This is a genomic window from Rhodovulum sp., from assembly GCF_011048875.1.
In the GTDB taxonomy this organism is placed as follows: domain Bacteria; phylum Pseudomonadota; class Alphaproteobacteria; order Rhodobacterales; family Rhodobacteraceae; genus Rhodovulum; species Rhodovulum tesquicola.
The window spans coordinates 20,414-32,009 of sequence record NZ_DSDD01000188.1; the positions used below are offsets into that span (position 1 = coordinate 20,414).

13 protein-coding genes are annotated in these 11,596 nt (G+C 66.5%); 11 read left to right on the forward strand and 2 right to left on the reverse strand.

Annotated features, from left to right (window positions below):
• Positions 1 to 2 precede the first annotated feature (2 nt).
• From ENN83_RS06615 to ENN83_RS06665, 11 genes are all read left to right on the forward strand, one after another.
• Positions 3 to 296, forward strand: coding sequence for a DUF1330 domain-containing protein (locus ENN83_RS06615; RefSeq protein WP_287185391.1), 294 nt, complete (start codon positions 3 to 5; stop codon positions 294 to 296).
• Between the two features lie 41 nt (positions 297 to 337).
• Positions 338 to 784 carry a TerB family tellurite resistance protein gene (locus ENN83_RS06620; RefSeq protein WP_287185392.1) on the forward strand — a complete coding sequence of 149 codons (447 nt, stop codon included), beginning with the start codon at positions 338 to 340 and terminating at the stop codon, positions 782 to 784.
• Positions 785 to 929: 145 nt separating this feature from the next.
• A complete protein-coding gene (locus tag ENN83_RS06625) occupies positions 930 to 1,709 on the forward strand; it encodes an ABC transporter ATP-binding protein (RefSeq protein WP_287185394.1) in 780 nt (259 codons plus the stop codon).
• A gap of 31 nt (positions 1,710 to 1,740) precedes the next feature.
• Positions 1,741 to 2,460, forward strand: a complete 720-nt coding sequence (locus ENN83_RS06630) for a transporter substrate-binding domain-containing protein (RefSeq protein ID WP_287185396.1) — start codon at positions 1,741 to 1,743, stop codon at positions 2,458 to 2,460.
• Positions 2,461 to 2,500: 40 nt separating this feature from the next.
• Positions 2,501 to 3,382, forward strand: a complete 882-nt coding sequence (locus ENN83_RS06635; protein ID WP_287185398.1) for an ABC transporter permease — start codon at positions 2,501 to 2,503, stop codon at positions 3,380 to 3,382.
• The gene (locus ENN83_RS06640) at positions 3,379 to 4,218 is read left to right on the forward strand and encodes an ABC transporter permease (RefSeq protein WP_287185400.1); all 840 of its coding nucleotides are present in this window, start codon (positions 3,379 to 3,381) and stop codon (positions 4,216 to 4,218) included. Before ENN83_RS06635 ends, ENN83_RS06640 begins: the two co-directional genes overlap by 4 nt.
• Positions 4,215 to 5,546 carry a glutamine synthetase family protein gene (locus tag ENN83_RS06645; protein WP_287185401.1) on the forward strand — a complete coding sequence of 444 codons (1,332 nt, stop codon included), beginning with the start codon at positions 4,215 to 4,217 and terminating at the stop codon, positions 5,544 to 5,546. Before ENN83_RS06640 ends, ENN83_RS06645 begins: the two co-directional genes overlap by 4 nt.
• 205 nt (positions 5,547 to 5,751) lie before the next feature.
• Entirely contained in the window at positions 5,752 to 6,429 is a 678-nt protein-coding gene (locus ENN83_RS06650; RefSeq protein WP_287185403.1) for a type 1 glutamine amidotransferase, read from the forward strand.
• A gap of 4 nt (positions 6,430 to 6,433) precedes the next feature.
• Positions 6,434 to 7,789 carry a glutamine synthetase family protein gene (locus ENN83_RS06655; protein WP_287185405.1) on the forward strand — a complete coding sequence of 452 codons (1,356 nt, stop codon included), beginning with the start codon at positions 6,434 to 6,436 and terminating at the stop codon, positions 7,787 to 7,789.
• Positions 7,786 to 9,093 carry an NAD(P)/FAD-dependent oxidoreductase gene (locus ENN83_RS06660; RefSeq protein WP_287185407.1) on the forward strand — a complete coding sequence of 436 codons (1,308 nt, stop codon included), beginning with the start codon at positions 7,786 to 7,788 and terminating at the stop codon, positions 9,091 to 9,093. Before ENN83_RS06655 ends, ENN83_RS06660 begins: the two co-directional genes overlap by 4 nt.
• A gap of 77 nt (positions 9,094 to 9,170) precedes the next feature.
• Positions 9,171 to 10,373: a DegT/DnrJ/EryC1/StrS family aminotransferase gene (locus ENN83_RS06665; RefSeq protein WP_287185409.1), complete on the forward strand. Its 1,203-nt coding sequence runs from the start codon at positions 9,171 to 9,173 to the stop codon at positions 10,371 to 10,373.
• Between the two features lie 6 nt (positions 10,374 to 10,379).
• On the opposite strand, the gene phaR is transcribed toward ENN83_RS06665, so the two are convergent.
• Both phaR and ENN83_RS06675 read right to left on the reverse strand, forming a co-directional pair.
• The gene (gene phaR / locus ENN83_RS06670; RefSeq protein ID WP_287185410.1) at positions 10,380 to 10,937 is read right to left on the reverse strand and encodes a polyhydroxyalkanoate synthesis repressor PhaR; all 558 of its coding nucleotides are present in this window, start codon (positions 10,935 to 10,937) and stop codon (positions 10,380 to 10,382) included.
• 148 nt (positions 10,938 to 11,085) lie between these two features.
• Entirely contained in the window at positions 11,086 to 11,535 is a 450-nt protein-coding gene (locus tag ENN83_RS06675) for a phasin family protein (protein WP_287185412.1), read from the reverse strand.
• Positions 11,536 to 11,596 lie beyond the last annotated feature (61 nt).

Below are 11,596 nucleotides of genomic sequence, written 5' to 3' on the forward strand. Positions count from 1 at the left end.
CCATGCCCAAGGGATACTGGGTCGCCCATGTCGACGTGCATGACGCAGAGGCCTATGAACGCTACAAGGCGGCCAACACCGCGCCCTTCGCCGAATACGGCGCGCGCTTTCTGGTGCGGGGCGGCGAGCAGCAGCTGCGCGAGGGCGCTGCGCGCAGGCGCACCGTGGTGATCGAGTTTCCCAGCCTCGAGGCCGCGCTGGCCTGCTATGACAGCCCCGCCTACCAGGCCGCCCGCGCCCTGCGCGACCCCGTGTCCGAGGGCGATCTGGTAATCGTCGCGGGCTACGAGGGCTGAACCCGCTTTTCCGACGCGCGCAGGCATCGTATATCACCCCCATGTTCACCGATTTTCTCAGTCGGCTGTTCCGGCCCGACCCCGACCGCCTGCCCGATGGCGATGCGCGCCTCGCGCTGGGCGCGCTTCTGGTGCGCATTGCGCGCGCCGATGGCGAATACGCCCGTGAAGAGGCCGAGCGGATCGACCGCATTCTTGCCGCCCGCTACGGCCTGCCACCTGCGGACGCCCATGCCCTGCGCCTGCGGGCCGAGGCGCTGGAAGCCGAGGCACCCGATACCGTCCGCTTCACCCGCGCGATCAAGGACGCCGTGCCCTACGAGGAGCGCGAAGGCGTGATCGAGTCGCTGTGGGACGTGGTTCTGGCCGATGGCATCCGTGACGAGGCCGAGGACGGGCTGTTGCGACTGGTGGCCAACCTGCTGGGCGTGAACGACCGCGACAGCGCGCTGGCCCGCCACCGGGCCGAGAGCCGGCGCAGCAGCTGAAAGGCGTGCAAAACCCAAGGGCGAGCGGATCGGACGCAACTGCCCAAATCCTGGGCGCAGCCCGCGCCTTCCGTCGGTTCCCCGTTGCAATCGCAGCGGAATCGCGCCCTACTTCGGGGCCGTCAAGCAACAAAAGCCACCCTTCGTGACAGACGCAACACCGCCCGTCCTTGAAATCCGCGACCTTCACAAGAGCTATGGCGCTCTGGAGGTCCTCAAGGGCGTGAGCCTTGCCGCGCATCGGGGCGATGTCGTCTCGCTGATCGGCTCGTCCGGTTCGGGCAAGTCGACGCTTCTGCGCTGCGCCAACCTGCTCGAGAACAGCCAGCAGGGCGAGGTCCTGTTCGAGGGCGAGCCCGTCACATGGCGCGGCATCGGCCCGAACCGCCAACCCGCCGACCGCCGTCAGGTCATCCGCATCCGCACCAACCTGTCGATGGTGTTCCAGCAGTTCAATCTCTGGGCGCACATGACCATTCTCCAGAACGTGATGGAGGCCCCAATCTCCGTGCTGGGCGAGGATCGGGCCGAGGTCGAGATCCGCGCCCGCGCGCTGCTCGACAAGGTGGGGATCGGCGACAAGGCCGATGCCTGGCCTGCGCAGCTTTCGGGCGGCCAGCAGCAGCGCGCCGCGATCGCGCGGGCACTGGCGATGCAGCCGCGCGCGCTTCTGTTCGACGAACCGACCTCGGCGCTCGACCCCGAGTTGCAACAGGAGGTGGTGCGGGTCATCAAGGTGCTGGCCGAGGAGGGGCGCACGATGATCCTGGTCACCCATGACATGCGGCTGGCGGCGGATGTGTCGGACCATGTCATCTTCCTGCATCAGGGCCTGATCGAGGAAGAAGGCCCGCCCGACGAGTTGTTCGGCGCGCCAAGGTCCGAGCGTCTCAAGCAGTTTCTAAGTGCAACCGTGGCGGCCTGAACCGCCCAACCAGACCAACGGGAGAGTAACCATGAAGTCCCTGATCCTCGGCACCGCCGCGCTTGCGTTTTCGGCGGGCCTTGCCCTTGCACAGGATGTCGTCCGCCTTGGCACCGAAGGCGCCTATCCTCCCTACAATTTCATCAACGACAACGGCGAGGTCGACGGGTTCGAACGCGAACTGGGCGACGAGCTGTGCAAGCGCGCCGCGCTGAACTGCGTCTGGGTCACGAATGACTGGGATTCGATCATTCCGAACCTCCTCTCGGGCAATTACGACGTCATCATCGCCAGCATGAGCATCACGGACGAGCGCAAGCAGGTGATTGATTTTGCTCAGGAATACACGCCCCCCTCGGTCTCGTCCTATGTCGGCCTGGCCGAGGATGCCGATATCGAGGGCGGCGTGGTCGCGGCCCAGACCGGCACGATTCACGCCAATCATGTGGTCGATACCGGCGCAACGCTGCTGGAATTCGCCAATCCCGAGGACACGATCGCGGCCGTGCGCAAGGGCGAGGCCGATGCGGCGCTGGCGGACAAGGATTTCCTGTCTCCCTATGTGGCCGAGGGCGATCTGGTCTTCGTTGGCGAGGATGTGCAGCTTGACGGCGGCATCGGGGCAGCGTTCCGCAAGTCCGACCCCGAACTGCGCGACAAGTTCGACGCGGCGATCCAGTCGATGAAGGATGACGGCACGCTGAACGCGCTGATCGCCAAGTGGCTCGGCGCCGAATCGCCCTTGTTCTGACCCGATGAGCGGGGCGGCCGCGTGCCGCCCCTGACCCGCCATGTTCGCCTCATGCGCCGATCCGTCCACCCTCGAAGGGCTTCACTGGCTTGCCTGCTACCTGACCAGCGGCAAGCACATAGCCTTCTATGCCTCGTTCGGCACGGTCATGTTGCTGCTTGCGATTACCGCGCCTGCGGCGCTGGCCTTCGGCTTCGCGGGAGCGATGGCGACACGCTCGCGGCTCTGGCCGGTGCAATGGCTGGGCCGGGGCTATACGGCGATGGTGCGCGGCGTGCCCGACATCATCTTCTTCCTCTTCGTGCCGATCGCACTGGACCAGGCGCTGGAATGGGTCCGGCACAAGACGATCTGCCCCGACTGGACCGAACCCGTCCGGCGCGGCAGCGATTTCGTGGTCTGCGCCCAGGCCAAGCTGCCTCTGTCGACCAGCCCGCAATGGGTGCATGACACCTATGGGTTCGCGCTGGCGGTCACGGCCTTCGCGGTGGTCTTCGGCGCTTTCGCCGCGAATGTGCTGCATGGTGCGATGCGCGCGGTGCCGCGTGCCCAGATCGAAACCGCCGAGGCCTATGGCATGACCCACGCCCAGGCCTTCTGGCGCATCCTGGTGCCGCAGATGTGGATCTTTGCGCTGCCCGGCCTGTCGAACCTGTGGATGATCCTGATCAAGGCCACGCCGCTGCTGTTCCTGCTGGGGGTGCAGGACATCGTCTACTGGGCACGGGAACTGGGCGGGGCCAAGACCTCGATCTATGCCTATCCCCATCCCGACTGGCGGATCTATTACTTCCTCGGGCTTCTGGTGTTCTATCTGGGGCTGACCAAGATTTCCGAGGTGATGCTGGGCCGACTGAACGCGCGGCTTTCGCATGGTCAGGCGACGCTGGCGGGCGAAGCCCAGCGCAAGGCCGCCGCATGAGCTGTCTTCAGACCATACAGGATTACGCGCTGCGCTCGGTCGGGATCGGCGAGCGTGTGTTGCCGCGTTCGGGCTTTACCCTTTGCGAACAGGTCACCCTGATCGGCTCGGGGATGATCTGGAACGTCTATTTCGGCCTGTTCGCGCTGCTTGCGGGGTTCTTCCTTGCGACCGCCGTGGCGCTGGCGCGGCTCAGCCCGCTGGTCGCCCTGCGCAAGCCCGCGGAATGGTTCATCTTCGTCTTCCGCGGCTCACCGCTGTTCATCCAGTTCTTCCTTGCCTACGAGGCGTTCGTGCTGCTGCCCAAGGCGGGCCTCACGCTGGACCTGATCTTCGTCGAGATCACCGCCGAAACCCGCTGGCTGACACGGGCCTGGGCGGGGGCGCTGATCGTGCTGTTCCTGAACACCGCCGCCTATACGGCCGAGATCTTCTATGGCGCACTCCGCTCGGTGCCCAGGGGCGATCTGGAGGCCGCCGACGCCTATGGCCTGTCGGGCTGGGCGCGGTTTCGCCGGGTGGTCTGGCCCACGATGCTGCGGCTTGCCTGGCCCGCCTATACCAACGAGGCGATCTTCCTGTTCCACGCCACCACGCTGGTCTTTTTCTCCGGCTTCCCGGCCTGGCAGCAGAAGGGCGACGCGCTCTACTACGCGAAATATTTCGCCGACAAGACCTTCAACCCCTTCGTCGCCTATCCGATCGTGGCGGGCTACTTCATCCTGATGACGCTTGTCATCATTGCGATCTTCGGACTGATCAATCGCCGCCTGAACCGCCACCTGCCGCCCGAGGCCCGTCCCCGGTTGCGCATCCGCCCGCAGGTCGTGCGATGATCGCCTGGCTCGACACCCATCCCGAAGTGCGCACGATCCGCATCGGTGCGTGCGACCTGAACGGTCAGGCGCGGGGCAAGCGGTTGCCCGCGCGCTTTGCCGCCAAGACCGCCGAGGAGGGCGCACGCTTTCCGCTTTCGGCGCTCAATCTCGACATCTGGGGCGAGGATATCGAGGACAGCCCGCTGGTCTTCGAGACGGGCGACGCCGATGGCGTCCTGCGCCCCACGGGACGTGGCGTCGTGCCGATGCCCTGGCTCGAGTCGCCTAGTGCCCTGTTGCCTGTCTGGATGTTCACCGAGAACGGCGCGCCCTTCGAGGGCTGCCCGCGCCAGGCGCTGGCGCGGGTGCTGGATGCCTATGCCGCGCGTGGCTGGCAGCCGCAGGTCGCCACCGAGCTGGAATTCTACCTCGTCGACGACAGCGAAAGCGTCCTGCAACCGCCCCGCTCGCCGCGCTCGGGCAAGCGGCGCGAGGCGGCCGAGATCCTGAGCCTGCGCACGCTCGACGCCTTCGACGGCTTCTTCACCGATCTCTACGACGCATGCGAGGCGATGGACATCCCGGCGGATGCCGCGATTTCCGAGGCGGGGATGGGCCAATTCGAGGTCAACCTGATGCACGGCCCGGCGATGAACGCCGCGGATGATGCGTGGCTCTTCAAGATGCTGGTCAAGGGACTGGCGCGGCGGCACGGGATGGCGGGCAGTTTCATGGCCAAGCCCTATCCCGACCATGCGGGCAATGGGCTGCACATGCATTTCTCGGTGCTCGATGGCACGGGCGCCAACCTTTTCGACGATGCCCGCCCGGATGGCCCCGGACGGCTGCGCGCCGCGGTCGCAGGCTGTCTTGCCGCGCTGCCCGACATGACGCTGGTGCTGGCGCCGCATGCCAACAGCTATGAGCGGCTGGTGCCCGGGGCACATGCGCCGACACGGATCTGCTGGGCGCAGGAGAACCGCACCGCGGCGCTGCGCATCCCCGGCGGAAGCCCGCGCGCACGCCGCATCGAACATCGCGTGGCCGGCGGCGACATCAACCCCTATCTGCTGATCGCGGCGGTTCTGGGCGCGGCGCTGATCGGCATCGAGGACGATCTGACGCCACCCCCGCCGGTCACCGGCAACGCCTATCTGCAGGATCTGCCCCAGATCCCGACCTGCTGGGAGGGCGCGATCGACGCCTTCGAGGCCAGCCCGCTGATCGCGCGGATCTTCGCGCCTGGCCTGATCCGAAACCTCGCGATGACCAAGCGTCAGGAGGCGCGCCGGGTGGCCGACCTGGATGAAGACGCCCGCCTTGCGCTTTACCTCGACACGGTCTGACGGGGCAGACATCCGGAGGGATTTCGCCCGGCTTGCGCCGGGCGACCGGGCGGGGGGCGCTGCCCCCCGTCCTTCGGACTCCCCCCGGGATATTTGGGGCCAGAAGAAGGACCGGAAAGAAAGAGCGGACGAGACGTCCATGGAGGGGGTTGTCCGTCCCCGGGCCGCTGACTAGGCTGGCAGCGCATAGACCAGAGACCCCGAAATGCGGATCGGCATATTGCAGACCGGCCATGCGCCCGAAAGTCTTCGGGCAGCGTATGGCGATTATCCCGACATGTTCACGCACCTGCTTGCGGGCCACGGATTCGACTTCGTCACCCATGATGTCGAGGCGATGGACTTTCCCGCCTCGCCCCTTGACGCGGGCGGCTGGCTGATCACCGGCTCGCGCCATGGCGTCTACGAGGACCATCCCTTCATCCCGCCGCTGGAAGGGTTCATCTGCGCCGCAATGGAAGCCTCGGTTCCGGTCGTGGGCATCTGTTTCGGCCATCAGATCATCGCCCGGGCGCTCGGCGGACAGGTCGAGAAATTCGCGGACGGCTGGGCGGTCGGGCCGACCGATTACCGTATCGAGGGGCGGACCTACCGGTTGAACGCCTGGCACCAGGACCAGGTGCTCCGCCCGCCCGAAGGCGCCCGGACCGTCGGCTGCAACGATTTCTGCGCCCATGCCGCGCTGATCTATGACGACCGGGCCTTTTCCGTCCAGTCGCATCCCGAATTCGACCGGGGCTTCATCGTCGGCCTGATGCAGACCCGGGCGCCGGGGCTGGTGCCCGAGCCCGTTTTGGCCGAGGCGCGCGCGCGGCTGGACCTGCCCACCGATTCCAATGCCATGGCCGCGCGCATCGCGCGGTTCTTCACCGAAAGGCGCTAATCCGATGCCCCACTGGCTCGACCAGCTTCCCGAGGCCGCGACGGCCTATCTTGGCGGGCGCAAACCCGACGAGGTGGAATGCATCGTCGCCGATCTTGCAGGTGTCGCCCGCGGCAAGGCGATGCCTGCCTCGAAATTCGCCACCCAGGCCCGGTTCTATCTGCCGAACTCGATCTTCCTGCAGACGATCACCGGCGACTGGACCTACATTCCGGGCCAGGCCTTCATCGAACCCGACATGATCCTGACGCCGGATTTCACCACCGCGACGGCTGCGCCCTGGACGGCCGACCTGACGCTTCAGGTGATCCACGACATTTCCGATCAGGCGGGCAATCCGGTTTCCATCGCGCCGCGCAACGTGCTTAAACGGATCGTCGGGCTTTACAATGCGCGCGGCTGGAAACCAATCGTCGCCCCCGAGATGGAATTCTTCCTCGTCGCGCGCAACCCGAACCCCGCCGAGCCGGTGGAGGCGCCGATCGGCCGGTCAGGCCGCAAGGCCGCCGCGCGGCAGGCCTATTCGATGAGCGCGGTGGACGAATACGGCCCGGTGATCGACGACATCTACGATTTCGCCGAGGCCCAGGGGCTGGAGATCGACGGCATCCTGCAAGAAGGCGGCGCCGGTCAGGTGGAACTGAACCTGCGCCATGGCGATCCGGTGCGGCTGGCCGACGAGATCTTCTTCTTCAAGCGACTGATCCGCGAGGCGGCGCTGCGGCATGACTGCTACGCCACCTTCATGGCCAAGCCGATCGAGAACGAGCCCGGTTCGGCCATGCATATCCACCATTCGGTGGTCGAGACGGTGACGGGCCGCAACATCTTCTCGGAATCCGATGGCCGCGAAAGCCCGGCCTTCATGCATTTCATCGCCGGGTTGCAGACGCATATGCCATCGGTCGTCGCGGTGCTTGCGCCCTATGTGAACAGCTATCGCCGCTATGTCCCCGACTTTGCCGCACCGATCAATCTGGAATGGGGGCGCGACAACCGCACCACCGGGCTGCGCGTGCCGGTCGCCGAACCCGAGGCACGCCGGGTCGAGAACCGGCTGGCCGGGATGGATTGCAACCCCTATCTGGGCATCGCGGCGTCGCTGGCCTGCGGCTATCTGGGCCTGGTCGAGGGCGCCCAGCCCAAACCCGAATACAAGGGCGACGCCTATTCCGGCGACGAGTCGATCCCGCGCAACGTGTCCGAGGCGCTGGACCTTTTCCGCGCGTCCCCGGCGATGCGCGAGGTTCTGGGCGAGGAGTTCTGCGTCGTTTATGAAAGCGTCAAGACACTGGAATACAAGGAGTTCCTGCAGGTCATCAGCCCGTGGGAACGCGAGCATCTCTTGCTGAACGTATGAACCTTCTGTTCGCCAACGACCGCCGCGGCGCCTGGCCGGCAAGTTGGTATGCCGAGGTCACGCCGCCGCTGGACCCTTTCCCGCCGCTCAGGGGCGACATGCGGGCGGATATCTGCGTGGTGGGCGGCGGCTATACCGGGCTGTCGGCGGCGCTGCACGCAGCCGAGGCCGGGGCCGATGTCGTGCTGGTCGAGGCGCATCGGATGGGCTTCGGCGCCTCGGGGCGCAATGGCGGGCAGGTCGGATCGGGCCAGCGGCTGCATCAGGACGCGCTGGAGCGGATGCTGGGCGATGCGGCCGCCACCCGACTCTGGCATCTGGCCGAGGATGCGCGCGCGCTGGTTGCCGATCTGATCGCGCGGCACGCCATCGGCTGCGACTACCGCCCCGGCGTGGCCTATGCCGAATGGACCGCGCGCGGTGTGACGGACGCACATGCCTATGCCGAAAAGCTGCGCCGCGACTATGGCTACGATCTGGTCGAGCCGCTGACCCGGGACGAGATGCGCGCGCTGGTGGGATCGCCCGCCTATCGCGGCGGGGTGATTGACTGGGGTGCAGGGCATCTGAACCCGCTGGCCTATGCGCTGGGGCTGGCGCGGGCCGCCGTCGCGGCCGGGGCGCATCTGCATGAGGGCACGCTGGTCCGGCGCATCGCGCCGGGGACGCGGCCCGTCGTGTTCACCGAAAGCGGCCGCGTGACGGCCGACCGGGTGATCCTGGCGGCGAACGGCTATCTGGGCGGGCTTGACCGGCATGTGGCCGCCCGGGTCATGCCGATCAACAATTTCATCGTCGCGACCGAACCGCTCGGCGCGCGCGCGACAACGGTGCTGGCACGCGACATCGCAGTGGCCGACAGCCGCTTCGTGGTCAATTACTTCCGACTGACACCGGACCGGCGGCTTCTGTTCGGCGGCGGTGAAAGCTATGGCTACCGCTTCCCCGATGACATCCGCGCCAAGGTGCGCAAGCCGATGCTTCAGGTCTTTCCGCATCTGGCGGATGTGGCCCTGACCCATGCCTGGGGCGGCACGCTGGCGATCACCCGCACCCGCCTGCCCCATCTTGCCGCGCCTGCGCCGGGCATCCTGTCGGCGGGCGGCTATTCCGGGCATGGGGTGGCGCTGGCCACCCTTGCGGGCCGCTTGCTGGCCGAGGCCGCGCAAGGCGGCCGGAGCGAGGACTTCGACACGCTCGCCCGCCTGCCCTGCCCCCCCTTCCCGGGCGGCGCTGCGCTGCGCAGCCCGCTTCTGGCGCTGGCGATGGCGTGGTTCGGCCTGCGCGACCGGCTGGGCATCTGACCCCTGGCGCGGCATTGTCCGCGGCCGGGCTTTCCTTTACAGGACATCCGAAAGCGCAGTTCAGGAAAGGCGAACCCATGCCCCTCGCCCCCAATGTTCACGACGCCGAACCGATCCCCGAGGCCGCGCGGGCCGAGATCGACCGGCTGTTGCAATCGGGCGACCTGTTCCGCTACAACGCCGCTGCCGATGCGCCTGTGACGCTGCTGGAGCGCGAGTTCGCGACCCTGATGGGCACGCGCTTCGCCGTCGCCGTCTCGTCCTGTTCGGCGGCACTGTTTCTCTCGCTCAAGGCGCTGGACCTGCCGCGCGGCGCGCGCGTCCTGATCCCCGCCTTCACCTTCGCTGCCGTACCCTCGGCGGTGATCCATGCCGATTGCCAGCCCGTGCTGGTCGAGGTCGGCGCGAATTACCGGATCGACATCGACGATTTCGCCGCAAAACTCGACATCGGCATCGCCGCCGTCCTCATCAGCCACATGCGCGGCCATACCTCGGACATGGACGCGATCCTTGCGCTATGCACGGAACGCCAGATCCCGGTGATCGAGGATGCGGCCCATTCGCTGGGCGCGCTCTGGCATGGCCGCAGGATCGGCACGCTGGGCGCCATCGGCTGCTTCAGCTTCCAGTCCTACAAGCTGGTGAACGCGGGCGAAGGCGGCATGATGGCCACCGACGACCCCGACCTTGCGGCGCGCGCGGTCATCATGTCGGGCGCCTATGAGCATAACTGGAAGAAACATGACGGGCTGTTGAACAGCTTTGCCCGCTGGCAGAACCGCCTGCCGCTTTACAACATGCGGATGCAGAACCTGTCGGCCGCGGTGATCCGTCCGCAACTGCCCGAGATCGACCGCCGCGTGCGCGACGGGCGGGCAAACCACGATCACGTCGCGGAGCAGCTGAACGCCTGCCCGTGGTTCGACGTGCCGCCCCCCCTGCCCCCCGAAACCCGCGCGCCCGACTCGATCCAGTTCAACCTGGTTGGCTTCGAGAGCGATGCCGAGGCCGTCGCCTTCCAGAATGAGGCCGCAGCGCGCGGCGTTTCGGTGCAGGTCTTCGGGCTGAGCCGGGACAATGCCCGCGCCTTCTGGAACTGGCAGTTCATCGAAGGGCCGCTGCCCGACCTGCCAGGAACGCGCGCGATGCTGATGCGGGCCTGCGATACCCGCCTGCCGGCCAGGCTGACCCGTGCGGAACTCGATCTGATTGCGGATGCGCTGGTTGCCGCGGCCGAAGCGGTGAAGGGCATCGAGACCCGCGCCTACGGCACCTGAGGCGGATCAGCCGTTCAGCTGGGACAGCTTGCGCTGCAACTCGGCCAGCTCGCGGCGGATATCTTCCAATTCGGCGCGGTCCGCGCCCTCGTCCTCGTCGTCGCGCGCGGATCCGGAGCTGGCGCTTGCCCAGCCCCCGGTCATCGCCTTGAGGAACGCCTCCTGCTGCGCCTTCAGCGCCTCGAAGCCGGGCATGGCGGCGATCGGGTTCATCCGTCCCATGTTCTCCATCATCTTCGACTGGCTCTCGCGCAGCATGTCGAAGCTTTGCGCGAGGAACTGGGGCACGATCGAATGGGCCGAGGTGGTATAGCTGCGCACCAGATCCGTCAGAACGTTGATCGGCAACACGCTTTCGCCCTTGCTTTCATGCTCGGCGATGATCTGGAGCAGGTATTGCCGGGTCAGGTCGTCGCCGCTTTTAAGATCGACGACCTTCACCTCGCGGCCCTCGCGGATCACCTTGGCGATATCCTCCAGCGTGACGTAATCGCTCGTCTCGGTGTTGTAGAGACGACGGCTGGCATAGCGCTTGATCAGCAGCGGATCTTTCGCGTCGGTCACTGGCGGACCTCCCTCGATGGCAATGCCGCAGAGCGGCGCAGCCAAGCTTATGCGCTGCAAAGCCAAAAAGAAAGGGCAGGCACAAGGCCCGCCCCAGTATTGACCATTCGACAGGGAGGAGGAGTCGAGGCTAATTCGAATATGTGGTTCACACCGCCGGGGTGGCGACCTTCTTGACGGTCTTCGTCGCGGTGGTGGTGGCTTTCTTCATCGCCGTGGTGGCGTCCCGAGAGAAGTCCTTGCCCGCGGCCAGCATCAGCTCGACGGTTTCCATCTGCACCTTCTTGGCGACTTCGGCGAAGGCGGCCATGTTTTCGGCAGCCATCTCGGCCGAGGCGGAGGCGAAATCGGTCAGCGACTTGGTGTAGTCGGTGGGCTCATCCTTGACGGTGGCCACTTCGCCGAACTTGGCCAGCGTGTCCTTGGTCCACTTGGCGGAGATCTCGGTCGATTTCTCGGCCGCTTCCAGCGCGACCTTCGACATCTTCTCGGTCAGCGCGGCCTGGGTCTTGAACGCGTCCTGCATGGCGGTCGGATCCATCGAGAATGCCGACATCATGTCCTGCATCATCTTGGTGAAGTCTTGGGTATCAGCCATTGGGGGGCTCCTCTTGCGGGCAACCCGCCCGCCTCTGCTGTGATCCTGAAAGGAACATACA

Excerpts from the sequence above, each read along its gene's own strand:
- ENN83_RS06615 (WP_287185391.1), top strand. The coding sequence starts at position 3 with ATGCCCAAGGGATACTGGGTCGCCCATGTCGACGTGCATGACGCAGAG.
- ENN83_RS06620 (WP_287185392.1), top strand. The coding sequence starts at position 338 with ATGTTCACCGATTTTCTCAGTCGGCTGTTCCGGCCCGACCCCGACCGC.
- ENN83_RS06630 (WP_287185396.1), top strand. The coding sequence starts at position 1,741 with ATGAAGTCCCTGATCCTCGGCACCGCCGCGCTTGCGTTTTCGGCGGGC.
- ENN83_RS06635 (WP_287185398.1), top strand. The coding sequence starts at position 2,501 with ATGTTCGCCTCATGCGCCGATCCGTCCACCCTCGAAGGGCTTCACTGG.
- ENN83_RS06640 (WP_287185400.1), top strand. The coding sequence starts at position 3,379 with ATGAGCTGTCTTCAGACCATACAGGATTACGCGCTGCGCTCGGTCGGG.
- ENN83_RS06645 (WP_287185401.1), top strand. The coding sequence starts at position 4,215 with ATGATCGCCTGGCTCGACACCCATCCCGAAGTGCGCACGATCCGCATC.
- ENN83_RS06650 (WP_287185403.1), top strand. The coding sequence starts at position 5,752 with ATGCGGATCGGCATATTGCAGACCGGCCATGCGCCCGAAAGTCTTCGG.
- ENN83_RS06655 (WP_287185405.1), top strand. The coding sequence starts at position 6,434 with ATGCCCCACTGGCTCGACCAGCTTCCCGAGGCCGCGACGGCCTATCTT.
- ENN83_RS06660 (WP_287185407.1), top strand. The coding sequence starts at position 7,786 with ATGAACCTTCTGTTCGCCAACGACCGCCGCGGCGCCTGGCCGGCAAGT.
- ENN83_RS06665 (WP_287185409.1), top strand. The coding sequence starts at position 9,171 with ATGCCCCTCGCCCCCAATGTTCACGACGCCGAACCGATCCCCGAGGCC.
- ENN83_RS06675 (WP_287185412.1), bottom strand. The coding sequence starts at position 11,535 with ATGGCTGATACCCAAGACTTCACCAAGATGATGCAGGACATGATGTCG.